Raw genomic sequence first — 24,681 nt, 5'->3', positions numbered from 1 at the left:
TCCTGCCTCATACGGTGATGCGGATCACTCCGCCCGGTCACCTGGCCACCCGGCCGCGGCCGAAAGGGCCCGTTTCCGGCTCGTCGCCGACCGGCAGCACCTCCGTTCGACCGTTCACTCGTTCGACCGGCTTCCGGCGGAGAAGGCACACTGAGGTCGGTGATGGGTACGGTGCCCATCGGCGCCGGCGTGGTCGGTGCTGGGAACGGTGCCGGTGCTGGTGCCGTTGTGGGAGTGTGAGCGGAGAAATGGTGGACATGCGGGCCGGAGCGGTGCTGTGAGGATTCTGCACACCTCCGACTGGCATCTGGGGCGGGCCTTTCACCGGGTGAACATGCTGCCCGCGCAGCGGGCGTTCCTCGATCATCTGGTCGCCACCGTCCAGGAGCGTGAGGTCGAGGCCGTGGTCGTGGCCGGGGACGTCTACGACCGGGCCGTACCGCCGCTGGCCGCCGTCGAACTTTTCGACGAGGCGCTCCACCGCCTCGCCGGCCTCGGCGTCCCCACCGTCATGATCTCCGGCAACCACGACTCCGCCCGCCGGCTGGGCGTCGGGTCCGGACTCATGGAGAAGGCCGGCGTCCACCTGCGGACCGACCCGGCGGGCTGCGCCGTGCCCGTCGTGCTGGACGACGCGCACGGCGAGGTCGCGCTGTACGGCCTGCCGTACCTGGAGCCCGCCATGGTCCGTGCGGAACTCGGCGCGGAGAAGGCCGACCACGCCGCGGTGCTGGGCGCTGCCATGGAGCGCGTACGGGCCGATCTGGCGAGCCGCCCGGCGGGGACCCGGTCGGTGGTGCTCGCGCACGCCTTCGTGACCGGCGGCGCTCCCAGCGACAGCGAGCGGGACATCACCGTCGGCGGTGTCGCCTCCGTGCCGGCGGCCGTCTTCGACGGCGTGGACTACGTGGCGCTCGGCCATCTGCACGGCTGCCAGACGATCAACGACCGGGTCCGCTACTCCGGCTCCCCGCTCGCGTACTCCTTCTCCGAGGTCCACCACCGCAAGTCGATGTGGCTCATCGACCTCGGGCCCGGCGGCGAGGTGGGCGCCGAGCGGCTGGACTGCCCGGTGCCCCGGCCGCTGGCCCGCGTCCGCGGTCGGCTGGCGGACCTGCTGAAGGACCCGGACCTGGCCCGGCACGAGGACGCGTGGGTGGAGGCGACCCTCACCGACGCCGCCCGCCCGCACGAGCCAATGGCCCGGCTGGCGGCGCGCTTCCCGCACATCCTCAGCCTCGCCTTCGACCCCGAGGAGGGCCCCGCGCGCTCCCTGGCCTCCTACGCGCAGCGGCTGCGCGGACGCAGCGACCAGGAGATCGCCGAGGACTTCGTGGAACACGTACGGGCCGGGCGCGCGGCCGACGAGGAGGAGCGGGCGGTGCTGCGGTCGGCCATCGAGGACGTACGGGCCGGCGACGCGGTGCGCGAGGTGGCGCGATGAGGCTGCACCGGCTGTCCGTCACGGCCTTCGGCCCGTTCGCCCGGACCCAGACCATCGACTTCGACCGCCTTTCGCGCGGCGGCCTTTTCCTCCTCCACGGACCGACGGGCGCGGGCAAGACCTCCGTCCTGGACGCGGTCTGCTTCGCGCTGTACGGGTCGGTGCCGGGCGCCCGGCAGGGCGGGCAGGCGCTGCGCAGCGACCTGGCCGACCCCTGGACGCCCACCGAGGTCGTCCTCGAACTGACCGTGGCCGGGCGGCGGTTGGAGATCACCCGGCTGCCGGAGCAGCCGCGCCCCAAGAAGCGGGGGAGCGGTACGACGCGGGAGAAGGCGCAGAGCCGGCTGCGGGAGTACGTCGTGGGGGAGGGGGCGGAAGGAGAGGGAACGGGGGGCGCCGGGAGCAACGGGAACTCCCAGAACTCCGAGGGCGCTGGAGACTCCGGGGGCTTCGGGGACGCGGACGTGGCCGGGCGGCCTCCCGGCGGGCGGTGGAAGGCGCTCAGCCGGTCGCATCAGGAGATCGGTGAGGAGATCAGCCAGCTCCTGGGCATGAGCAAGGAGCAGTTCTGCCAGGTCGTCCTGCTGCCGCAGGGGGACTTCGCGCGCTTCCTGCGCGCCGACGCCGAGGCCCGCGCCCGCCTGCTGGGCCGGCTCTTCGACACCCGGCGCTTCGCCGCGTTGGAGGAGGAACTGGCGGCGCGACGCAAGGCCGCGGCGGACCGGGTCGCCGCCGGTGACGAGCGGCTGCTCGCGCTCGCCCACCGGATGGCGCAGGCCGCCGGGGCGAGCGCCGATCTGGCCGGTCCGACGGTGCATGGGTCACCGGGTCCCGATACGTCAGGTTTCGATTCCCCGGGTTCCGGTCCGTCGGTCACCGGGCCGCGGGCCACGGCGGCGAAGCGTACGGCCACGGGCGCCGCCGCGGTCGCGGAGCGTACAGCCGGGGCATCCAGGACATTCGGAACAGCCGGGACGGCCGGGACAGCCGTACCGGCTCAGGCTTCCGCGCCCCGCGCCGCCGTCGGCTCCCGGACGACAGCCCGCGCCGCCGGCTCCCGGACCGCTGCCGCCCCGCACCCCGCCGATGCGCCCGCCCTAGACGTACCCGCCCCCGGCGAACCCGGCTTCGCCGAGGCCGTACTGATCCGGGCGGCCGTGGCCAGGGCGGGCGCGCGGGAGCGGCTGGACATCGCCGCCTCGGCCCTGGCGCTGGCCGAAGCGGACCAGACCACGGCGGCCGGGCGGCTGGAGGAGGCCCGCGAGCGTGCCCGTCTCCAGGAGCGGTACGAGCGGGCCCGCCACCGTGCCGCCGCACTCGACGCGCAGGCCGGCGAGCGGGAGAGCGTCCGTACCCAACTGGAGCGGGCCCGCGCGGCGGCGGACGTCGCCCCCGCGCTGGCCCTGCGCGACGCCGCCTGGCGTGAGCACGACGCGGCGCAGACCGCCGAGCGCCGTTGCCGGTCCGTGCTGCCCCCCGACCTCGCCGACGCGGAGGGCGACCGGCTCGCCGAACGGGAACGGCGGGTACGGCAGGATCTGGGCTCGCTGGAGGCGGCCCGCCGCGCGGAGCGCCGGGCGCAGGACATCGAGAGCGAGCGCGCCGCCATCGAACGGGAGGCGCGCGCCGACGAGCAGGCCCTCCTGGACGCCACCGAATGGCTGGCCGGCTGGGACGCCGTCCGCCGCGACCACCAGCGGCGCATCGAGGCGGCACAGGAAGCCGCCACCCGCGCCGAACACCTCGGCGCGCAGATCGAGCCGGCCGAACGGCGCCTGGAGGCCGCCCGCCGACGGGACCGGGTCTTGGACCAGGTACGCGACGCGGAACAGGAACTGCTGCGGGCCAGGGAGCGGGCCGCCGCCGCCCACGAGCACTGGCTGGACCTGAAGGACCGCAGGCTGCGCGGCATCGCCGCCGAACTGGCCGCGGGGCTCAGGGACGGACAGGCGTGCGCGGTGTGCGGGGCCACCGAGCACCCGGCGCCGGCCCGTGCGGGCGCCGGTCATGTGGGCCGGGACACCGAGGAACGGGCGCTGGAGGCCTACCGTACGGCCGAGGAGGCGCGGCAGAAGGCCGACGCCGCCCTCCAGGGGCTCAAGGAGGAGCTGGCCGGCGCGCTCGCCGGTGCCGGGGAGGCATCCGTTGGTGAACTCGCCCGTACGGCCACGGAGCTGCGGGACTCCTACGCCCGCGCGCACGCCGAGGGAGCGGGCCTGCACGCCGCCCGCGAGGCGCTGGCCCGCGCCGAGCGGGAGTACGAGCAGCGCCGGGAGGACCAGCGGCGGATCGAACGCCGGACCGCGGCCCGTACCTCCCACCGCGAGGCGCTGGACCGTGAACAGGCCGCGCTGGAGGCCGAGTTGAGGCTCGCCAGGGACGGCTGCGCCAGCGTGGCCGAACGGGCCGGGCGGCTGGAGCGCCAGGTCGCGCTGCTCGCCGCCGCCGCCGAGGCGGCCCGTACCGCGCAGGCGTGTGCCCAGCGGCTCAAGGAGACCGACGCACAGCTCTCCGACGCGTCCTTCCGCGCCGGGTTCGACACCCCCGGCGCGGCGGCCGGGGCACTGCTGGACGACGCGCGGTGGCGCGCCCTGCAACAGCGGCTCGACCAGTGGCAGGCCGAGGCCGCCACGGTCGCCGCCGAACTGGCCGACCCGCAGCTCCGCGCCGCCGCGGCGCTGCCGCCCGCGCAGCCGGAACGGGCCCGCGCCGCGCTGGAGGACGCCGGCCACCGGCTGCGCGCCGCCGCCACGGCACACTCCGCGGCCGGCGAGCGCTGCGCCGAACTGGACCGGCTCTCCGCGCGGGCCCAGCACGACGCCCGCGAACTGGCCCCGCTGCGCGCGGAGTACGAGCGCATCGCCCGGCTGTCCTCGCTCGCGGCCGGCACCTCCGCCGAGAACGAGCGGCGGATGCGCCTGGAGTCCTACGTCCTGGCGGCCCGCCTGGAACAGGTCGCCGCCGCCGCCAGCGCCCGTCTGCACCGTATGTCCTCCGGGCGCTACACCCTCGTCCACTCCGACGAGCGCACCGGCGGCACCCGCCGCTCGGGCCTGGGCCTGCATGTCATCGACGCCTGGACCGGCCACGAGCGCGACACCGCCAGCCTCTCCGGGGGCGAGACCTTCTTCGCGTCGCTGGCGCTGGCGCTGGGTCTCGCGGACGTCGTCACGGACGAGGCGGGCGGCACCCGCCTGGACACCCTCTTCATCGACGAGGGCTTCGGCAGCCTCGACGAACAGACCCTGGACGAGGTCCTGGACGTGCTGGACTCGCTGCGCGAACGGGACCGCAGCGTCGGCATCGTCAGCCATGTCGCCGACCTGCGCCGGCGCATCCCCGCCCAGTTGGAGATCGTCAAGGAGCGGTCGGGCTCCTCCGTACGGCACCGGGCGGACGCGTAAGGGTACCAAGGTTCACGCACGGTGGCGGGCGGCTGGATCGCGCCCGGCGACGTGCTGGGCGACCGTAGCCGGGCGGCGTCGGACTCCTCGTACGCCGACGGCGGTCACGGGCTGAGCGGGCGGCGCGGCAGCGGCGAGGAGTAGACGACGCTGGTCGTCACCGAGCCCAGGGCACCGATCCGCCCGGACACCTCCTCCAGGTGCTTCATCGACCGTGCGGCGACCTTCATCACGAAGCAGTCGTCGCCCGTGACATGGTGCGCCTCCAGGATCTCCGGTGTGGTCTCCAACAGGTCGTGGAACGGCTTGTAGTTGCCGTTCGGGTAGCGCAGCCGTACGAAGGCCAGCACCGACAGCCCGATGCCCTCCGGCTCGACCACCGCCGCGTACCCGGATATCACCCCCGCCTCCTCCATGCGCCGCACCCGCTCCGTGACCGCGCTCGCGGACATGTTCACGGCCCGCGCCAGCTCGGCGTAGCCGGCGCGTCCGTTGCTCTGGAGGACGTCGAGGATGCGCCAGTCGGTGGCATCCGGGGAATAGTCGGTCATGATGGCTGTCTAGCAGTGGAATCCCTGGCGGATCAAGCGTTTCCCCGGTGAACATCACTTCTCGGCCAGGGTGGACGTTCGTAGATTGTTTGCCATGACCACGAACACCTATGACCCCGTCCCCGCTCCTGCCGCTGCCGCCGGCCCTGTCCTGGCCGTTTCGCCGGCCGCCCCCGCCGACGCGGCGGCGTACTTCGCCGCACGCCTGGCCTTCCACACCGACGTCGCCGACGTGCACACCGCGCTCACGGCCGGTGCCGGCGACCCCGGCTTCGTCCTCGTGGACTCCCGCAGCGCCCGGTCCTGGGACCAGGGCCACGTCCCCGGCGCCCGGCACCTGCCGACCGCACTCATACCGGAGCTGGCCGGCAGGACTCTGGACCCGTCCGTTCCCGTCGTCGTGTACTGCTGGGGCCCGGGCTGCGACGGCGCCACCCGCGCGGCCCTCGCCCTGTCCCGACTCGGCTACCGGGTCAAGGAGATGCTCGGCGGCTTCGAGTACTGGGTCCGGGAGGGGTACGAGGTCGAGACCAGGCAGGGCAGCGTGCGGCACCCGGCCGACCCTCTGACGGCACCGGTCGACACGGACGGCTGCGGCTGCTGAGCGGCTTGGGTGACGTTTCCTGCTGATACGCGCTGAGGGTAGTCCTCGTGCTCAGCCTGCCCACCAGGTCGGCTCGGTGCGTTCAACTCCGGGGTGGGTGGCGGCGGATGGAGCGGTCCAGCCCCCTTCATCGGATCCGCGGACGCTTCTGCTTCAGCGCCCCCCGCGCCGCGCCAGGCAGCGCACGATCGCGGCTCCGGCCAGGAGGCCGCCCGTCAGCGGTAGGAGGACGTTCACCCAGGGATCGCGGATGGGCTTGTACGTGGTCCTGCCCTCTTTGATCTCGATGAAGCCCAGCGGCTTTGCTTCGACCCCGCCGCCGACCAAGCCGTCCTCACCGGCAGCCTGGCCGGTGTTGCCGCCGAAGCCGAACCCGATGCGCGCCACGGGGATCACCGTGACGTCCTGGCTCACGACGGGCTCACCGAACACGACGGTGCCGGGAGCCCGGCGGCCGAGCTTGCCGGCCAGTTGTTCCAGCAGATCGGCAGTGGCCTGGTCCGCCGTCCTCGCTTCCAGCGATGCGTGCTCAGAGGCGGTCATCGGGGGCCGCCCTCGGCGGCCGGGCGTTCGGCTCGGCTCAGAAGGCCGGTGGCGGCCAGGGAGGCCATGCGAATCTCGGCAAAAGCGAAGCAGTTCACCGTGGTGAGGATACACACGTCCGAGGTCAGCACGGGAGATCGTCAACCAGGCCGTGCCCCAGCCGCGAAACCGGCTCCGAGGAGACCGGCTCCGAGGACACCGGATCCGAGCATCGGCCGAGGAACTTCACCAAGGCGCCTAGACTTTGGCGGGTGTCTGGTTCAGATGTCTGCGGAGTGCCCGTCACCGACTCCCTGCGCCGGGTGCCTCATCCGCTCCTCGGCCGTACGGCACTGGTCACCGGTGCGAGCCGGCGGGCCGGCATCGGGTACGCCGTTGCCCGGCGGCTGGCCGCGTACGGCGCGAGCGTCTATCTGCACCACCACGTGCTGCACGACGCGGCCCAGCCGTGGGGAGCCGACCCGGCAGGCCCCGAGGCGGTGGCCGAGGGCGTACGTGAACTCCTCGCGCCCGGCGCGGCCCTGGCGCACGGTCCGGCCGATCTCACCGCGGCCGACGCGCCCGCCCGGCTCGTCACCACCGCGGCCCGCGCGCTGGGCGGCCGGCTGGACATCCTCGTCGCCAATCACGCGCTCAGCGGCCGTGACGGCACCCTGGACGCGGTCGACGCGGACATGCTCGACGCCCACTGGGCGGCCGACGCCCGCTCCGTGATCCTGCTCGTGCAGGCGTACGCCAAGTTGCGCGGGCCGGAGCGGCGAGCTGGCGGCCGGGTCGTCATGCTCACCTCCGGCCAGGACCTGGGCGGAGGCATGCCCGAGGAGATCGCCTACGCCCTGGCCAAGGGTGCCCTGGCATCCGTCACCCGGACCCTTGCCACCGCCCTCGCGGACCTCGGGGTGACGGTCAACACCGTCAACCCGGGGCCGGTGGACACCGGTTACGCCGACGAGCAGACGCGTGAGCGGGTCGCGGGGCGTTTTCCCGGCGGGCGGTGGGGCGTACCCGATGACCCGGCACGCCTGATCGCCTGGCTCAGTACGGACGAGGCCGGGTGGATCACCGGCCAGGTCATCAACTCGGAGGGCGGTTTCCGGCGTTGACCGGGCGCCCACGTGGACACACGGCGCCCATGTGGACACACCGGCCCTGTTACGCGGCGGGTGACGTCCGGGACGCCGGTACGCCCGCGTACTCGTACGCGTACAAGCTGTCGCCGTCCACGGTCCGTACGCCCGTCCGGGTGAAACCCGCGCGTTCCAGGACGCGTTGTGAGGCGGTGTTCTCCGATGCGGTGAGGGCGATGACCGTACGGACCTCTGGGCGGGCCGCCGCCCAGCCGGCCAGCAGACGGGCGGCGGCCGTCGCCCAGCCGGCGCCGCGTGCCGAGGGCGAGAGGGTGTAGCCGATCTCGACCGTACCCGCCTCGTCGGGCGGGCCGTGGAAGCCGATACTGCCCAGCGCCGTGCCATCGGTGCCGCGGACGATGGTGAACAGACCCCAGCCGGGCCGGTACACCCCGGCCGCGACGGCCTGGACGACCCTCGCGGCGGTCCGCGTGGTGCCCTCAGGAGGCTGACCGTCGATCCACGCCGGCCCGGCGCCCCCACCGTCCGCGAGACGGGCCGCGGCGCTCGGCGGCTGGGCGCGCAGCACCACCCGGCCGTCGGTGAGCGCCGACGGGAACCCCGCGCCCGCCAAGCCCAGCGCCTCGAACAGCGCAAGGCCGTCGGCACCTTCGGGCAGGCCGCTGACCTGGCCGTCACCGACCTCCACCACCCGCCAGGCCCCGTCCTCGCGCAGCGCCAGGTCGGTGGTCACGAAGCGGCAGCCCAACTCCCGTACGGCGGGTGCCACGGCCGACAGATCGGGCGCCGGCCGCAGTTCCGGCGCGTCCGGATGGGCGGTGGTCAGCACCGGTACGCCGTCCACCCACCACACCCGGGCCTCACCCGTCGCCGCCCGGTAGGACTCGAAGGACCGCAGCACCACGCCCCCGGTCAGGAACTCCTCCTGGAGCCGTACGAAAGCGCCGACCACCGCGGTCAGCCGCGCGGTGTCGGCCGCGTCCGGTACGTACGCGGCCTGGTCCCACTCGTGTTTACGGGACTTGACCCAGTCCTTGACGAACAGCGGGCCGGGGCCGAGCGCACCGGCCGCCCGCGCCAGCTCGGCGGCGTCCGGTGCCCGCCCCGGTGCGCACGGCAGCCAGCGGCTGGGCGGGGTCAGTTCGGCGAAGGTGCCGTACCAGCCGGGGAGTTCATGGGCCGTGCGGTAGTGCTCGGGGGAGGTCAGCAGGGCGCAGCCACGGTCGGCGAGGGCCGCCGCGAGCGCCGCGTAGCGCTCGGCCGGCAGCATCCAGCCGCGGTACCAGGCGGCTCCCGCCCCGTGTGGCACCCGTGCCACCGCCCGTGCCGCGTCACCGGCGCCGAGCGCCTCGTGGTCGATCACCGAGGTACGGGCCCCGGCCGCCTGCGCCGCCCGTGCCTCGTGCGTGAACTGCGGGTCCGTACGGCTTGGCCGCAGCGGATCGCCGGAGAACAGGAACACGGGGGCGGAGGAGCCGGATGGAGGATCGGCGGCGGAGTCGGCGGAAGGGCCGGTGGAGGGGCCGGTGGCAGCGGTGGTCATGACAGCGGACCTTACGGTCGGCGGCGGCCGGCCACAACGAAACAGCCGGTGGACGGCCGCCGCCGGCAAACCCTGCGCCCCCCGCTACGAGAAGCCTCGGCCCTCGCCCCTCACAGCGTCCGCCTAGAGCTGGGACAACTCGCTCACCAGGTCGTCCAGCCCCAGCGACCCCTGCGACAGCGCCGCCATGTGCCACGCCTTGAGGTCGAAGTCGGCGCCGTGCCGCGCGCGGGCCGCCTTCCGCCCCTGCAACCAGGCACGTTCGCCCAGCTTGTAGCCGATCGCCTGCCCCGGCAGTCCCATGTAGCGGACGATCTCACTCTCGACGTGTTCGGCCGAGCGGCTGCAGTGCGCCGAGAGGAAGGCGTGCGCCAGCGCGGGCGTCCAGCGCTCGCCCGGGTGGAAAGGCGAGTCCGCCGGAATTTGGAGCTCCAGGTGCATGCCGATGTCGATGATGACCCGGATCGCCCGCATCATCTGCGCGTCCAGGTAGCCCAGCCGCCGCTCGGCGTTGGTCAGGAAGCCCAGCTCGTCCATCAGGCGCTCGGCGTACAGCGCCCAGCCCTCGCAGTTGGCGCTGACCCCGCCCACCGTCGTCTGGTAGCGCGAGAGGTCGTCGGCGACATGCGCCCACTGTGCCAGTTGGAGGTGGTGCCCCGGCACGCCCTCGTGGTACCAGGTGGACACCAGGTCGTACGCGACGAAGCGGGTCTGTCCCATGGTCGGCAGCCAGGTACGGCCCGGCCGGGAGAAGTCCAGCGAGGGTTCGGTGTAGTACGGGGCGGCGGCCGTGCCGGGCGGCGCGATCCGCGACTCCACCCGCTTGACCCGCTCGGCGAGGTCGAAATGGGTGCCGTCCAGCGCTTCGATGGCCTCGTCCATCAGCGACTGGAGCCACACCCGGGTCTCCTCGACGCCCTCGATGACCTCGCCGTGCTCGTCCAGCCATGCCAGCGCCTCCCACGGGGACTTCGCCCCGGGCAGGACCTTCTCCGCCTCGGCCTCCATCTCGGCCAGCAGCCGGTGGAACTCCGACCAGCCGTACGCGTACGCCTCGTCGAGATCCAGGTCGGTCCCGTTGAAGTAGCGGGCCATCCGGGCGTAGCGCTCGCGGCCCACCACATCGGCGGCGCCCTGCACGGCCGGTCCGTAATGGTCGCGGAACCAGTCGCGCAGCTCCACCAGCGCGCCGGTCGCCACCTCGGCGGCCTGCGTCAGCTCCGTACGCAGCGACTTCGGACCCGGCTCGGTGAACTCGGCGAACCAGCTCCGGTCCGTACCGATCCACTCGTCCATCTGGCCGATGACCGCCTCCACCTGACGCGGGCTGCCGGGCAGGTTCCGCTCCAGGCCCGCTTCGAGAGAGGCCCGGTAGCCCGCCAGCGCGGACGGTACGGCCCGCAGGCGCCGGGCGATGGCCGCCCAGTCCTCCTCGGTGTCGGCCGGTGTGACGGTGAAGATCTCCCGCACCTGGTGCAGCGGCGAGTCGAGGTTGCCCACCCTGCGCAGCCCCTCGCCCGCCTCGTGCACCGCCAGTTCGGCGGTCAGCCGTTCGCGCAGCAGCCGTGCGCACCGCCGCTCGGCCTCGCTGTCGCCGCCCGGCCGCGCCTCGGCCTCGGCGAGCCGGTCCAGCGTCGTACGGGCGAGCCGCGCCACGGCTTCCTGGCCCGCGGCGAGAAGTCGGGGAGCTTGCCGGAGCACTCCGCCACGCCCAGGTAGGTGCCGGTGATCGGGTCGAGTTCGACGAGGGCGTCGACGTGGGCGTCGGCGACCTGGCGGGGGAGGAGCGGGCCGGTGGAGTCGGCGGAGTCGGATGCATGTGAGGAAGGCGTCTGCGACATGCGGACCATCCTCGTACGCCGGGCCCCGCGCCGTCATCCTCAATATCGGCATCCTCAGTATCGGGATCCTCGATGCCGGGAAGAGCCCGCCGGATCGGAGGGCACGGGCCGGTTCTGTGGGGCGGTTCTCCATCGCCCCGGCAGGGCGCCCGCCCGGCCGCCCCTTCGCTACCTCTGCCTCTGCGAGCGCGCCGAACGGCCTTCGCGCGCTGTGGGTGCGGCCGGCACCCGTACGGACTCATGGGTCTCGCGCCGGGTGACCAGGACCGTCGGCCGGGCGGTGATCACCAGCGTGCCGTCCTCGATCTGGTAGTCCAGCGGCAGCCCGAGGCCGCGCATCGCCGCCACCATGCCGGTGTTGGACGCCTGCGTGATGGCGTAGACGCTCTCGCAGCCCGCCTCGGCGGCCATGCCGACCAGCCGGCGCAGCAGCTCCGCGCCGATGCCGCGCCGCTGCCAGGCGTCCTCGACCACGAGCGCCACCTCGGTCTCGTCCCCGTCCCACAGCAGGTGTCCGAGTGCCACCAGCCGCCCGGACGTGGTCTCCACGGCCAGCGTCCGGCCGAAGCGGGGGCTCAGCAGGTGGCCGAGGTAGCGTTCGGCGTCGGCGACCGGGCCGTGGTAGCGCAGCGACAGGGTCCGCTCCGAGCAGCGCTCGTGCATCTCGCGGGCCGCGACCAGGTCGGAGGTGTCGGCACGCCGGATGGTGATCGCGTTGCCTTCGGGGAGGGTCAGTACGTCACGGCGCGGCGGCACCCGCTGCCCGAGCCGGGCGTCCAGGCCGACCAGCGCCCGCACCCGGGCGAACTCCGTCGGGGTGAAGGGGAGCCGCGGCCGTTCGATGGTCAGGGACCCGCCCGACGGGTCGCGGAACGTCATCGTGTGCTCTTCCAGGACGCCTTCCTCGGGTACCCGCTCGGCCAGGGGCGCTCCGGCCGGTGACCGGAGGGGCATCGAGCGGATGGTGCAGCGGCCCAGCAACTGGCGCAGGGCGAGCGGCAGTTCGGCGGAGTCCAGAGCCGTACGGGTGGCCAGTTGGAGCATCCGCGTCGGGGCGTCGACCAGGTCGTGGGCGTCGGCCCGCTCCAGCCAGGTGTCCGCCCCGCCCGCCTCGGTGACGGCGCGGGACAGGTCGGCCGGCGGCAGGGCGGCGGGCGTGCGCAGCAGGAACTCGTCCACCGTGCCGTCGGACAGCGGGTGGGTCTGGAGGCTGAGGATGTCCACCCGGTGCCCGGCGAGCGCCGTGCACAGCGCGGCGAGGCTGCCCGGCTCATCACGTACGGTCGTCCGCATCCGCCACAGCGCCGTCTCCCGCTCGCCCTCCTCCTGGGCGGCGGGGGCCATCGGCGCCGTGGCGCCCGTATCGCCCTTGTCGACCCTCTTATTGCTCCTCCTGTTGCCCTTTTCGCCCGGCGGTGCGCCGCTTTCGTGACGGCGTAGGGACCAGGTGTGGGACCACCAGGTGTGGAAGCCGGCGGTGGCCACCAGCGCGGCGGCCGAGGCGCACAGCAGGAACGGGCCGGAGGGGCCGTGGGCGACGGTGTTGGCGATGCCGTCGGCCACGGTGACGGCGGTGAACATGGCCGCCAGCTCGACCACGTCCCGCCGCCAGTGGTGGCGGCGGGCACTCTTCGGGGACGTCGCGTCAGTCATGCGGCCAGCCTGGCCGACGGGTGTTGCCTGATCACGAACGCGTTGTGACCGATGGGTAAAGGACGCATCCGGGGCAAAGTTTCCGTTTCCCTTTCCGTGTCCCCGCCGCTGGACAACATCGGGGCGGCACGCTGGGATGTACCGGTGCACGCCGATCCCGCCGTCGATGTCTTCCAAGAGCACCGCCCCGTCCTCCAAGGGGTGGCCTACCGCATGCTCGGCCGGGTTGCCGATGCCGAGGACGTGGTCCAGGAGGCGTGGCTGCGCTGGTCGGCCGCCGACCGTTCGGCGGTCCGTGAGCCGCGTGCCTATCTCGTACGCGTCACGACCCGGCTGGCCATCGACCGGCTGCGGCAGGTCCAGGCGCGCCGCGAGTCCTATGTGGGGCCCTGGCTGCCCGAGCCGCTGGCAACGGATTTCGGGGACGCCGTTCCCGATTCGGCCGAGCGGGCCGTGCTGGCCGAGTCCGTGACCCTGGCCGTGCTGGTCGTCATGGAGTCGCTCTCGCCGCTGGAGCGCGCGGTCTTCGTCCTGCGGGAGGCCTTCGGCTATCCGTACGCGGAGATCGCCGCGATCCTTGAGCGGGGCGAGGCGGCGGTACGGCAACTGGCGGGCCGGGCGCGGCGCCATGTCGAGGAGGGCAAGCCGCGCTTCGAGGTCGATCCGGCGCGGCAGCGCGATCTGACGGAACGGTTCCTCGCCGCTGCCGCCGGGGACGACCTGGAGGGCCTGCTGGGTCTGCTGGCCGCGGACGTACGACTGGTCGGCGACAGCGGCGGCAAGGCCAAGGCGCCGCTGCGGATCATCCGGACGGCGGACAAGGTCGGCCGTTTCCTGCTCGGCGCCGCCCGGTCCGGGGTCTCCGGGATGGAATTCGTCCTGCGGGAGCTCAACGGCGGCATCGCCCTCGTGGCGTTCTCCGGCGGCAAGGCCGACTCCGTCTTCCAGGTCGACGTGGCGGATGGCCGGATTCAGACGGTTTATATCGTACGCAATCCCGACAAGCTGGTCTCACTTACTCGCGACTGACGCGCTGCGACGCTCACATACCGGCATCTCCTCGTCCCGTCAACGCATTGAACGCCGGGAATGTGTGGAGGAGGTGTGCGGGAGGGCAGGCATGCCGTGAACGTGCGCACCGCCGCCGCAACGGATCTCCGATTGGTCTTGACCAAGGGTGAGGGCCGCCATATCGTCGCAGGGATACTGCAACAACCTTTAATAAAGAAGCGCTCATATCCGGGCGCAGATGCGGGCTCACCCCCGGGCCCGTATCCGGTGGGGGCGCAGCCCCGTCGGGGAAACGGCCATTGCGGAGGACAGGGTGGGGACCACGCAGCTCGAAACGGTGCCGGAGCCGAAGTACTGGCACCTCAAGACCGTGCTCAGTGACGCTCTCGACTCGGAGTTCGCGGTCGGGGAGATCCTGCCGAACGAGCGTGACCTCGCCGCTCGCTTCGGTGTTGCCCGGGCCACGCTCCGGCAGGCGCTGGAGCAGTTGGAGCTGGAGGGCCGGCTGCAGCGCCGCCGCGGGGTGGGTACCACCGTCGCCCCGCCGCGGGTGGGCGTGGCCGTCGACCCCGTACGTCATACGTGGCCGGGCGCCGCCGGTGACGACTGGCAGCCGGTGGACGCCACCGAAACGGCATCGGTGCCCGCCGCGGTAGCGCGTCTCCTGGAGACCTCCCCTGGTCAGCCGGTCCACGTCGTGCGTCGCAACCGGGTCACCCACGGGCAGCCGGTGGCCGCCGAGCTGCTGTACGTGCCCTGCGCGACCTTTCCCGAAGGGGCCGGGCCGGCCACGGGCGCCGCGACGGCGAGCTCCTCGGGTCAGGGCCGTGCCCGCGCGGTGCTGCGCGCGCTTCAGGGCCTCTCACTGGAGGGCCAGGACCGGACCGTCGAGCTGGGCTCGGCCCGCGCGGACGACGCCAAGCAACTGGACCGGCTGCCGGGCGCGCCCGTCCTGGTCGTGACGACCCGCTACTTCGCGGGCGGGCGTACGGCGGCGGTCGCGGTCTCCACGTACCGCGCCGACACCTGCCGGCTGACTTTCGGAGACAGCGAGTCCCCGGTCGCCGCCCTCGCCGGCTGACGGGGCCGGTCGACGGGCCCGGCCGTCGGTCGGCCGGGGCCCTCGACCGAGGGCCGGTGGAAGCTGCCGTACGGGAGGCGGTCGCGGAGTACGGGGCCGGTCGGGTCGCCGTGCAGGGCCGGTCATGCCGCCGTACGGAAACGGCCGCGCCGTGGTACGGAGCGGGGTGCCGTCGTACGGGGCCCGTCGAGCCGTCGTACGGGGCCGGAGCCGGGGGCGGGGCGCTGCGGCGTGGCGCTCAGCGGCGCGCCGTGACCGTGCTCTCGACCGCGAACAGTTCGCCCTCGACATGGTCCAGGGCCAGGCGCAGGGCGCCCGTGGCCACCGCCGCCTCGCCCAGCATCGACAGGGCGACCTCGGGCGGGCGCAGGCAGTAGCGTGCCAGCTCGGAGCGGAGCGGCGGCAGTACGCCGTCCAGCCCGGCCGCCCAGCCGCCGACGACCACCAGCTCCGGGTCCAGGGCCAGCACCAGCGCCGCCACGTCGTGCACCAGCCGCTCGATGAAGCGGTCCACGGCGTCACGGGCCCGTGCGTCGCCGTCGCGCGCCAGCGCGAAGACCTGTGCCACCTGCGCCTCGTCCAACGGGTGCAGCGGCTCCCCGGTCGTGGACAGCAGCTTCTCCGGGGTGGCACCCCGCCCCAGCAGGTGCAGTGCGCCGATCTCCCCGGCCGCGCCGCCGTACCCGCGGTGCAGCCGCCCGCCGATCAGCGAACCGGCCCCCGGACTCAGTCCCGCCAGCACGAAGACGATGTCGTCCGAGCCGGCCGCCGCGCCCTTCCAGTGCTCGGCCACCGCGGCGGCGTTCGCGTCGTTCTCCACCAGCACCGGGCAGCGGAAGGAGCGTCGCAGCCGGTCGCCGAGCGGCAGACCGGTCCAGCCGGGGAGCGCCGTCCCCAGCCGTACGGTGCCGTCCGCCTCCACGATCCCCGGGCTGCCCACGCCCACCGCGCGCAGTGAACTGCGCGGCACGCCCGCCCGCCGCAGCAGCTCCGCCACCGCCGTACGGACCCGCTCCAGCCGCTCGTCCGCCGACGCCGCCTCTCCTACCGTGCGCTGCGCCGACCCCAGGACCCGCCCGCTCAGGTCCGACAGCAGCGCCGCCACCCGGTGCGGCCCGATCTCGATGCCCAGCAGATGACCGGCCTCCGTACGGAAGCGGAAGCGCCGGGCCGGACGGCCCTGACGGCGTGCCTCGCCCTCCTCGGCGGGCGCCTCGACCACCAGGCCGGTCCCGATCAGCCCCTCGACCACACCCTCGACGGTGGGCCTGGACAGGCCCGTCACCTGGACGAGGTGGGTGAGCGTGGGGGCGTCGGCGGCGCGCAGCGCGTGCAGCACCACCGCGGAGTTGATCCGTCGCAGCAGGGAGGGGTCCCCGCCGGTGAGCCGCCCCAACGTCCGTCTCCCTCGCATTGCTCCGTGTGGCGGATCGTAGCCGGTCAGCCGGTGTGCGGCGAGCCCCGGGGCCCCTTGGAGGGCCCAACGGGGGACGCCGGGAGCCATCCGGGCGGGACGGTCGCCCGGCCTCCGGGCTCCCTGCCGCCCAGCGGCGCCGGCCCCTTCCCGCGCGGGCCCGGCGGCTGACGGGCGGCCAATTGTCAGACCCCACCGGTTTACTGACGGCATGACGCACACGAGCACCGCACAGCACCTGACCGCCATCGATCTCCTGCGCGCCCGCGACTTCCCCGCCCGGCCCACCCGGTCGGCGATGGTGGAGAGCGGGCCGGGCTTCCACATCGCGCAACTGCGCGCCGGCGAGCCCTTCTGGGACGCCGACCCCGCCGACGTCCGGGAAACCGCCGAGGAGTTCCGGGACGAGCTGGAGGGACTCATATCCGCCTTGTGCTTACGGTGGGGCGAACCGGAAGTCCTGGACCTGTCCGCACATTTGGAGCGGGCGGCCATGGGCATGCCGGTCCCGCCGCCGCTGGACTCCCTGTGCGGCTATGTGCCCCGGGTGTACGCCTGGCGGGCGGACGGCCGCTGGGTCGCGGTCGGTCTGGGCCAGGGCGAGCCGGACCTGCCCTTCCAGCTCCTGGCGGCGGTCGCCGCGGCGGACACCGTGCGCTGAGGCCGCTGCGGGCCGTACGGGACCGGTGCCGGAGCCGCCGTGGGCCCGCCGTCGGTGGCTCGTCCGGTTCAGCGGTCCTTGGGCTGGTGCCGGTGCCAGGGGTGCCGCAGCCGGATCCACAGGTCGCGGGCCTGGCGGCCGGCCTCGGTGCGGCTGCGGGCCACCAGACGGTGGGCCTGTTCGGTGGTCTCGACCATGGGGCCCGAACCGTGCAGTGGCTTGCCCGCCGTCTCGTGCAGGAAGAAGGCGGAGATCAGCCCGATGACGCCCGCCGCCATCAGGTAGTACGCGGGCACCATCTCGCTGCCGGTCGCCTCCACCAGCGCCGACGCCACCAGTGGTGTCGTGCCGCCGAAGAGGGAGACGGAGATGTTGAAGGCGATGGACAGTGCGCCGTAGCGCAACCGGGTGGGGAAGAGCGCCGGGAGTGTGGAGGCGGCCGTGCCCGCGAAGCAGACCAGCAGCAGGCCCAGGATCAGACAGCCCAGGGCCGGCATGAGAATGCCGTTCTGCCGGATCAGGACGACCGCCGGATAGGCGAACGCGATCAGGGCCACGCTGCCCCACATGAAGACCGGCCGCCGGCCCCAGCGGTCCGAGGTGCGGCCCACTGTCGTGATGGTCAGCGCTACTACGATCATGGTGCCGAGCACCAGCAGTTGCGCGGTGGTGTCGTCCTGGCCGAGTGTGGCGGTCATGAAGGTCGGCAGATAGGACGTGACCATGTAGTTGGTGACGTTGTAGAGCAGGACGAGCCCCATACAGATCAGCACGGCCTGCCAGTGCCGGGTGAAGATCTCCTTGAGCCGGCCCTTGCCGGACTGCCGGGCCGCCTCGACAGGCGTCTCCTCGCCGTCGCCGTCACGGTCGCCGTCCTGGTCGGCCGCGGAGGCCGCCGCCTGCTGGGCCTGTTCGGTCTCCCGCTGGAAGGCAGGGGTCTCCTCCAGCTTCAGTCGCATGTACAGGCCGATCAGACCGAGCGGCCCGGCCACCAGGAAGGGGATGCGCCAGCCCCAGCTCTCCAGACCGTCCGCGCCCAGTACGGCGGTGAGTACGGTGACCAGGCCCGAACCGAGCGAATAACCGACGAAGGTACCGAAGTCGAGCCAGCTCCCCAGGAAGCCACGGCGCTTGTCCGGCGCGTACTCCGCGATGTAGGTCGTGGCGCCCGCGTACTCGCCGCCGGTGGAGAAGCCCTGGACCAGCCGGCACAGGAGCAGCAGCAGGGGAGCGGTGAAGCCGATGGTGGCATAGGTGGGCAGGAAGCCGACCGCGAAGGTGCTGATCGCCATCATGATCATGGTGGCGGCCAGGACGCGCTGCCGGCCCACGCGGTCGCCCAGGGGACCGAAGACGAGCCCGCCCAGCGGACGGACCAGGAAGGCGGCGGCGAAGGTGGCGAAGGTCGAGACGACCTGCGCCCCGGGCGAACTGGACGGGAAGAAGACCTTGCCCATCGTCGCCGCCAGATAGGCGTAGACACCGAAGTCGAACCACTCCATGGTGTTGCCCAGGGCCGCCGCCGTGACGGCCCTGCGCACCAGCGGCCGGTCGGTGACGGTGACGTCCTGGACGCTGAGTGCTCGCTTTCGGCGGCGCAGCAGGATGCGCACCATCTGGTCGGTCGTGGCGCTCCGCGCGCCGTCCGAGCGCTTGTTCCGCCGGGAGTGCGGCGGCTGAGGCTGACCGGTAGTCATCTCGTCCTGTCGCTAGGGGGCCTAAAAGGCGGCACCTTCGGTCTCTCCGGGATCTCTGGTTTTTCCGGTTTACCCGAGTATCAACCGAAAGATCGAAACCGGCAGGACGGCACGGACGTGAAAGGGGGACCGACCGCATGCCGGACGGGGTGCCGGCGCCTGTTGAAGGCGCAATAGGGCGGTACCCGAAAGTGCGTCCGGGATGCGTGGGAAAGTAGAGATACGTGGGGCTGACGAGGTGATGTGGAAGGCGAAGACCCGCAGGTGGCGGTGCCCTGTGGGGCTACGTACCGCGCGCCGCGGTCGTGCTGCGCGCCGTAGGGCGCGGCGACAGCGGCACGCGGTGTCCCGCGTGCCGTTCTACCCGTCGCCCTGTGCGTCGCCCTGTAGGTCGTCCTCGGCGAAGGCCGCCGCGCGCAGCCGTCCGTACTCCTGTGCCAGTGCGGCCGGCGGCCAGTGGGCGTTGAGACCGCTGGGGTTGGGCAGCACCCATATGCGGGTGTCACCGATGAGGTCCGGCTGCGGGCCGACCTTCGCGTGCTTGTTGTCGAAGGCCACCCGATAGGCGGTCACTCCCGCGACCGCCAGCCACTTCGGCCGCAGCCGCGCCACCTTCTCCGCCAGCAGCCGTCCGCCCTCGCGGTACTCCTCGGCGGTCAGCTCGTCGGCCCGTGCCGTCGCCCGCGCCACGACGTTGGTGATGCCCAGCCCGTACGAGAGCAGTTCCTGCTGTTCGGAGGGCTTGAGCAGCCGGGGCGTGAAGCCGGAGGCGTACAGCACGGGCCAGAAGCGGTTGCCGGGCCGGGCGAAGTGATGACCGGCCGCAGCCGACATCAGCCCCGGGTTGATGCCGCAGAACAGCACGCGGAGCCCGCTCGCGGCCACGTCGGGGACGAGGCGGTCGCGAGCGGCTGCCAGCTCTTCGGGGGTGAAGCGCATGTCAGAGGATGGAGCCCGGGGCGTAGGCCGCGGCCTCGGGCCGCTGCTTGACGATCTCCTCGATACGGGCGACCACGGCAGCCACCTGGTCCGCCGCCGCGCCCGTGAAGGACAGCTTGTCGGCCATCAGGGCGTCGAGCTGTGCGCGGTCCAGCGGGATGCGCTCGTCGACGGCCAGCTTGTCCAGCAGCTCGTTGCGCTCGGCGCCGCGCTCGCGCATGGCCAGCGCCGAGGCGACGGCGTGCTCCTTGATGGCCTCGTGGGCCACCTCGCGGCCGACCCCGGCCCGTACGGCTCCCATCAGCACCTTCGTCGTGGCGAGGAAGGGCAGATAGCGGTCCAGCTCGCGGGCGACGACGGCGGGGAAGGCGCCGAACTCCTCCAGCACGGTCAGGAAGGTCTCCAGCAGCCCGTCCAGGGCGAAGAAGGAGTCCGGCAGCGCGACCCGGCGCACCACCGAGCACGACACATCGCCCTCGTTCCACTGATCGCCCGACAGCTCACCGGCCATCGAGGCGTACCCGCGCAGGATCACCATCAGCCCGTTGACGCGCTCGCAGGAGCGGGTGTTCATCTTGTGCGGCATCGCCGAGGAGCCGACCTGGCCCGGCTTGAAGCCCTCGGTGACCAGCTCGTGCCCGGCCATCAGCCGGATCGTCTTGGCCAGCGAGGACGGCGCCGCGGCGAGCTGCACCAGCGCGGTCACCACGTCGTAGTCCAGCGAACGGGGGTAGACCTGGCCGACGGAGGTGAACGCCTGCCCGAACCCCAGGTGGGCGGCGATCCGCTGCTCCAGCTCGGCCAGCCGCTCAGCGCCCTGGGACCCACCGCCCATCAGGTCCAGCATGTCCTGCGCGGTGCCGACCGGGCCCTTGATGCCCCGCAGCGGGTAGCGCGAAAGCAGTTCCTCAAGGCGCCCGTACGCCACCAGCAGCTCGTCCGCGGCCGTCGCGAAACGCTTGCCCAGCGTCGTCGCCTGCGCCGCCACGTTGTGGGAACGGCCCGCCATCACCAGCTCGGCGTGCTCCCCGGCCAGCTTGCCCAGCCGCGCCAGCACCGCGACCGTACGGTCGCGCACCAGCTCCAGCGACAGCCGGACCTGCAACTGCTCGACGTTCTCCGTCAGATCCCGGGAGGTCATGCCCTTGTGGACCTGCTCATGGCCCGCCAGGGCGTTGAACTCCTCGATCCGGGCCTTGACGTCGTGCCGGGTGACCTTCTCGCGCTCCGCGATCGACGCCAGGTCGACGTCCTCCAGCACCCGCTCGTAGTCGGCCAGCGCCTGCTCCGGCACCTCGACCCCGAGGTCCTTCTGCGCGCGCAGTACGGCCAGCCACAGCTTCCGCTCCAGCTTGACCTTGTACTCGGGGGACCACAGGACGGCGAGCTCCGCGGAGGCGTAGCGGCCGGCCAGAACGTTGGGGATGCGAGGCTTCGCAGACACAGCAGTCACGTGAGGAGAGTCTACTGGTCACCTAAAGGCCGCACGTCAGAGGTGCACAGGAGAGGTGAGGCGGCTGCGAGGGGCACGGGGGATGCGGGGGACGCGTGCCAGTGAGCGGGAGAGCGCGTCCGGACGGCACGGCCTCGGTGGTCAGCGGGGGTCAGCGTCCCCGGCTGCCGTACCGAGCTGCCGGCACCGGCTCCGCGCACCGGAAGTCGGCGGCGTGGTCGGCCACCCAGTCGCGATAGGTCCGCGCCGGTGTTCCCGTGACCGCCTCGACCGTGGAGGTCAGGACCGGAGGCGGGGCCGTCAGCATGCCGGCGTAGCCGTCCAGGAGCGTGTCCGCGAAGGAGTCGGGAAAGTCGTCGTCTGCCAGCAGACGCGCTTTCGCCGCTTGGCGGGGCAGTTCCCGCCACCGCAGAGGGCGGCCCAGCACCTCGCCGATGATGTGCACCTGTTCCACCTGCGTGAGGATCTCCGGGCCGGTCAGCACGTACGTCTGCCCCGCGTGGCCGTCCCCGGTCAGCGCCCGTACCGCCACGGCCGCGATGTCCGCCTCGTGCAGCAGCGCCATGGGCACGCCACCGTACGCGCCCTCGACGACATCGCCGCCGCGGACCTGACCGGCCCACCACAGTGTGTTGGCGGCGAAGGTGCTCGGACGCAAGCGCGTCCACCGGAGCCCCGACCGCTCGATGCGCTGCTCGACAGCCGCATGGGACCGGCCGACGGGGTGGGGCTGGCGTTGGGGGGCGACCCCGTCCCGTACGGCGCCGGAGGACAGGAAGACCACCCGGCGGGCATGCCGTCGGAGGGTGTCCACGACGGCGGCGGCCGGCTCGGCGCTGTGGAACGGCCACATCAGGAACACCGTGTCCACCCCGTCCAGCGCCGCCGTCAGCGCGTCGCTGTCGGCCAGGTCGCCCCGTCGTACGTCGACGTCCCGCGGAAGCCGGGCCGTATCGGGGTCGCGGGTCAGCGCCCGCACCCCACCCGCCCGGGCCGCCAGGAGCTGGGACACCACCTGCCGGCCGACATTCCCGGTCGCTCCCGTGACGAGGACCCCGCACCTGCCGCTCACCGCATGCCTCCTTGTCCGCCAGGTCCCGGGGCCCGGCCGATGTGCCGGACCCTCCGTCGCCCGGGCCCGGGTCCACGATCATCGTGGGGGGCGGTTCTTCACAGTCGGTGCGGGAAGTGTGCAGGAAACCGTCATCAGAAGGCGCGTCACAGGTGAATACCGTCACAGATGAATACCGTCACGCGTCAGGGCGCGAGGAACGGGCGCAGGAGGGTGAGCAGGGCCTGCGGGCGGTGCAGGGGAATGATGTGGCCGCAGTTCTCGATGACATGCCCGACGAGGTCGTCGGTGACCGGCCGCAACTGCTGTTCGAGCGCCCTGCCCACGGGGCGGGCGCCGACGGCCATGGCCGGGACGGTCAGCCGGCCCGCCGCGGTGGCCTGCCGGATCTGGCGGGCGCTACTCGGCAGTGCGCGGTAGGTGGAGAAGGCGCAGCGCAGGGCGTCGGCTCCCGTGTAGGCGCGCACGAAGGCGTCCCGGACATCGGGCCGTACGCCCTGGCCGAGGGTGCCGGCGTCCAGGAACCAGTCGACGTACCGGTCCTCGTGGCCGGTGAGGACGGACTCGGCGAGGCCGGGGACGGAGTGGAAACCGAACCACCACGGCGCGCCGCGCGCGAGGAACCCCTCGGCGCCGGGCAGCGGCCCCAGGAGCGATTCCATGACGACCAGCCGGTGTACGAGGCCGGGGCGGCGCATGGCCAGGAGGAAGGCCGGCGGGGTGCCCGCGTCGATACCGACCACGGCCGCGGAGGTCACGCCGAGGGCGTCCAGGAGGGCTTCGGCATCGGTGGCGAGAGTGCCGGCGTCGTAACCGGCCGCCGCGCGGGCACTGGCGCCGAAGCCGCGCAGGTCCGGTGCGATCACCCGGTGCCGCTCGGCGAGCCCGTCCAGGACGTCGGTCCACACCTGCCAGGTGTGGGGGAAGCCGTGCAGCAACAGGACGGCCGGTCCGCGGCCGGCGAGCGCCACGTTGAGGGCGATGCCGTTGGCTGTGATCCGGCGGAGTTCGACGGCGTACGAAGGGCGGGAGGGGGAGTGCGGTGTGCTGGGCACGGGGCCTCCGGGAGGGGAAGGGGAGAAGGGGCGGCAGGATGGTTACTGATGGTGACAACGGAACGCTAGGTAACTAGGGTGGGGCTGCCAAGAAGGCACTTTCACGACAGGTGGTGAGCTCCAGGTGACCGCACCCCTCCGGCGGGCCGGGCGCCCGAGGGACAGCAGGGGACGCAGGGGAAGCAGAGACAGCAGGGACCGCGCGGGGACCTGTTCGATCCGCAGTGCCCGACGCGCCGTCTGCTCGACCGGATCGGTACGAAATGGACGTCGATGGCCGTCAAGGTGCTGGCGGAGGCGTCTCCGGAGGAGGTGCGCTTCGCGGAGCTGCGGCGCCGGATGGCCGGGGTCTCGCAGAAGATGCTGTCGGCCACGCTCCAGTCCCTGGCCCGCGACGGGCTGGTCGAGCGCAGGGTGGAGCCGGCCGTCCCGCCGCGGGTGTACTACCGGCTCACGCCACTGGGCCTGTCGCTGGAAGAGCCGCTGGCCATGGTCCGGGCGTGGGCCGAGGAGCACATGGCCGAGATCGACCGTGCCAACCGGCACAGCGAGGAACGCGCCGCCACGGACGGCTGAGCGAGACGGGGCGGGCCCGGGGTGAGGCGGGCGGGCTGCTCGTGGCCCGGAGGCGGGCGCCGGATAGGATCGCCGGCGCCATGGAGATCAATGCCGATTACACGAGTTTCGTCGCGATGGGCGACAGCTTCACCGAGGGCATGTCCGACGGCCTGCCTGACGGTTCCTACCGCGGCTGGGCCGATCTGCTCGCCGCGCGGCTGGCGGCCCGTACGCCGGGATTCCGGTACGCCAATCTCGCCGTACGCGGCAAGCTCATCGGGCAGATCGTGGCGGAACAGTCGCAGCCCGCGGCGGCGATGGGCGCCGACCTGGTCACACTGGTCGGCGGGCTGAACGACGTACTGCGGCCCAAGTGCGACGTCGGGCGGGTGTGCGCGCTGCTGGAGGAGGCCGCCGGGCGGGTGGCGCCGAGCTGCAAGCAGTTGGTGCTGATGCGCAGCCCCGGGCGGCAGGGGCCGGTACTGGAGCGCTTCCGCCCTCGTATGGAGCAGTTGTTCGCGTTCATAGACGAGCTGGCGGAGCGGCACGGCGCGCTGGTCGTCGACCTCTTCGCCTCACGGTCGCTGGCCGATCCCCGGATGTGGGCGCAGGACCGGCTCCATCTGAACGCGGAGGGGCACCGGCGGGTCGCCGAGGCGGTCTGGCAGGCCCTGGGGTACGACGCCGAGTTCGACTGGGACGCGCCGCTGCCCGCCTTCGTACGGCCGGGGTGGCGGGCCCGGCGCACCTCGGACGTGCGCTTCGCGCGGGAACACCTGGTGCCGTGGATCGGCCGGCGGATCACCGGCCGGTCCTCCGGCGACGGCCGGCCGCCCAAGCGCCCGGACCTGCTGCCGTACGACGGCTGAGCGGTACGAGGACCGAGCCGTACGACTGCCCAGCCGTACGACTGCCCCGCCGTACGGGCGCACGAGCCGTACCGGCTGGCGGTCCGTGCGGGCGTACGGGCCGTACCGGCAAACGGCCCGTACGACGGACGAACCGTGCGGCGAACGCGTCCGGGGGCGCGTGGTCCAAGACGGCTCCACGCGCCCCCGGCCCCGCGCCG

Annotated in this window: 19 protein-coding genes and 1 pseudogene; 9 read left to right on the top strand and 11 right to left on the bottom strand. The window is 73.1% G+C overall.

The window, feature by feature from the left end; all coding sequences use genetic code 11:
- Window positions 1-277 precede the first annotated feature (277 nt).
- Window positions 278-1,444 (top strand): exonuclease SbcCD subunit D, encoded by a 1,167-nt coding sequence (locus KGS77_RS02025; protein WP_242578393.1) that lies wholly within the window; start codon window positions 278-280, stop codon window positions 1,442-1,444.
- Window positions 1,441-4,848, top strand: coding sequence for an SMC family ATPase (locus tag KGS77_RS02020; RefSeq protein WP_242578392.1), 3,408 nt, complete (start codon window positions 1,441-1,443; stop codon window positions 4,846-4,848). Before KGS77_RS02025 ends, KGS77_RS02020 begins: the two co-directional genes overlap by 4 nt.
- Before the next feature lie 104 nt (window positions 4,849-4,952).
- On the opposite strand, the gene KGS77_RS02015 is transcribed toward KGS77_RS02020, so the two are convergent.
- A complete protein-coding gene (locus KGS77_RS02015; protein WP_242578391.1) occupies window positions 4,953-5,399 on the bottom strand; it encodes an Lrp/AsnC family transcriptional regulator in 447 nt (148 codons plus the stop codon).
- Between the two features lie 94 nt (window positions 5,400-5,493).
- Here KGS77_RS02015 and KGS77_RS02010 point away from each other — a divergent pair, with 94 nt between their 5' ends.
- Window positions 5,494-6,003, top strand: coding sequence for a rhodanese-like domain-containing protein (locus tag KGS77_RS02010; protein WP_242578390.1), 510 nt, complete (start codon window positions 5,494-5,496; stop codon window positions 6,001-6,003).
- Window positions 6,004-6,156: 153 nt separating this feature from the next.
- Here the strand turns inward: KGS77_RS02010 and KGS77_RS02005 are convergent, their stop codons facing one another.
- Complete coding sequence (locus KGS77_RS02005) at window positions 6,157-6,546, bottom strand: spore germination protein GerW family protein (RefSeq protein WP_242578389.1); 390 nt, start codon at window positions 6,544-6,546, stop codon at window positions 6,157-6,159.
- Between the two features lie 251 nt (window positions 6,547-6,797).
- Here KGS77_RS02005 and KGS77_RS02000 point away from each other — a divergent pair, with 251 nt between their 5' ends.
- A complete protein-coding gene (locus KGS77_RS02000) occupies window positions 6,798-7,649 on the top strand; it encodes an SDR family oxidoreductase (RefSeq protein ID WP_242578388.1) in 852 nt (283 codons plus the stop codon).
- Between the two features lie 49 nt (window positions 7,650-7,698).
- On the opposite strand, the gene KGS77_RS34835 is transcribed toward KGS77_RS02000, so the two are convergent.
- From KGS77_RS34835 to KGS77_RS01980, 3 genes and pseudogenes are all read right to left on the bottom strand, one after another.
- Window positions 7,699-9,177, bottom strand: coding sequence for a GNAT family N-acetyltransferase (locus KGS77_RS34835; RefSeq protein WP_347404423.1), 1,479 nt, complete (start codon window positions 9,175-9,177; stop codon window positions 7,699-7,701).
- 123 nt (window positions 9,178-9,300) lie between these two features.
- Window positions 9,301-11,018 (bottom strand): annotated as a pseudogene (locus tag KGS77_RS01985) (DUF885 domain-containing protein).
- Window positions 11,019-11,186: 168 nt separating this feature from the next.
- Entirely contained in the window at window positions 11,187-12,671 is a 1,485-nt protein-coding gene (locus tag KGS77_RS01980) for a GNAT family N-acetyltransferase (protein WP_242578387.1), read from the bottom strand.
- A gap of 144 nt (window positions 12,672-12,815) precedes the next feature.
- Between KGS77_RS01980 and KGS77_RS01975 the strand changes: the two genes are divergently transcribed.
- Window positions 12,816-13,700 carry an RNA polymerase sigma-70 factor gene (locus KGS77_RS01975; protein ID WP_242587248.1) on the top strand — a complete coding sequence of 295 codons (885 nt, stop codon included), beginning with the start codon at window positions 12,816-12,818 and terminating at the stop codon, window positions 13,698-13,700.
- Between the two features lie 295 nt (window positions 13,701-13,995).
- Complete coding sequence (locus KGS77_RS01970; RefSeq protein ID WP_242578386.1) at window positions 13,996-14,763, top strand: GntR family transcriptional regulator; 768 nt, start codon at window positions 13,996-13,998, stop codon at window positions 14,761-14,763.
- A 238-nt stretch (window positions 14,764-15,001) separates the two neighbouring features.
- Here the strand turns inward: KGS77_RS01970 and KGS77_RS01965 are convergent, their stop codons facing one another.
- Window positions 15,002-16,159: an ROK family protein gene (locus KGS77_RS01965; protein WP_242578385.1), complete on the bottom strand. Its 1,158-nt coding sequence runs from the start codon at window positions 16,157-16,159 to the stop codon at window positions 15,002-15,004.
- A gap of 229 nt (window positions 16,160-16,388) precedes the next feature.
- Between KGS77_RS01965 and KGS77_RS01960 the strand changes: the two genes are divergently transcribed.
- Window positions 16,389-16,838 (top strand): hypothetical protein, encoded by a 450-nt coding sequence (locus tag KGS77_RS01960; protein WP_242578384.1) that lies wholly within the window; start codon window positions 16,389-16,391, stop codon window positions 16,836-16,838.
- 68 nt (window positions 16,839-16,906) lie between these two features.
- Here the strand turns inward: KGS77_RS01960 and proP are convergent, their stop codons facing one another.
- From proP to KGS77_RS01935, 5 genes are all read right to left on the bottom strand, one after another.
- Complete coding sequence (gene proP / locus KGS77_RS01955) at window positions 16,907-18,454, bottom strand: glycine betaine/L-proline transporter ProP (protein ID WP_242587247.1); 1,548 nt, start codon at window positions 18,452-18,454, stop codon at window positions 16,907-16,909.
- Between the two features lie 441 nt (window positions 18,455-18,895).
- Entirely contained in the window at window positions 18,896-19,474 is a 579-nt protein-coding gene (mug, locus tag KGS77_RS01950) for a G/U mismatch-specific DNA glycosylase (RefSeq protein ID WP_242578383.1), read from the bottom strand.
- A gap of 1 nt (window position 19,475) precedes the next feature.
- Entirely contained in the window at window positions 19,476-20,918 is a 1,443-nt protein-coding gene (gene purB / locus KGS77_RS01945; protein ID WP_242578382.1) for an adenylosuccinate lyase, read from the bottom strand.
- Window positions 20,919-21,078: 160 nt separating this feature from the next.
- The gene (locus KGS77_RS01940) at window positions 21,079-21,999 is read right to left on the bottom strand and encodes an NAD(P)H-binding protein (protein WP_242578381.1); all 921 of its coding nucleotides are present in this window, start codon (window positions 21,997-21,999) and stop codon (window positions 21,079-21,081) included.
- A 185-nt stretch (window positions 22,000-22,184) separates the two neighbouring features.
- Window positions 22,185-23,054, bottom strand: a complete 870-nt coding sequence (locus tag KGS77_RS01935; RefSeq protein WP_242578380.1) for an alpha/beta hydrolase — start codon at window positions 23,052-23,054, stop codon at window positions 22,185-22,187.
- Window positions 23,055-23,264: 210 nt separating this feature from the next.
- Between KGS77_RS01935 and KGS77_RS01930 the strand changes: the two genes are divergently transcribed.
- Both KGS77_RS01930 and KGS77_RS01925 read left to right on the top strand, forming a co-directional pair.
- Window positions 23,265-23,630 carry a helix-turn-helix domain-containing protein gene (locus KGS77_RS01930; protein ID WP_242587246.1) on the top strand — a complete coding sequence of 122 codons (366 nt, stop codon included), beginning with the start codon at window positions 23,265-23,267 and terminating at the stop codon, window positions 23,628-23,630.
- An 80-nt stretch (window positions 23,631-23,710) separates the two neighbouring features.
- On the top strand, window positions 23,711-24,481 hold the full coding sequence (locus KGS77_RS01925) for an SGNH/GDSL hydrolase family protein (RefSeq protein WP_242578379.1): 771 nt from the start codon (window positions 23,711-23,713) through the stop codon (window positions 24,479-24,481).
- The last annotated feature ends 200 nt before the right edge of the window (window positions 24,482-24,681 follow it).

This window comes from Streptomyces sp. MST-110588 (assembly GCF_022695595.1).
Lineage (GTDB): Bacteria > Actinomycetota > Actinomycetes > Streptomycetales > Streptomycetaceae > Streptomyces.
The sequence above is the reverse complement of the archived record's forward strand: the minus strand, read 5'-3'. Positions and strand labels throughout refer to the sequence as shown.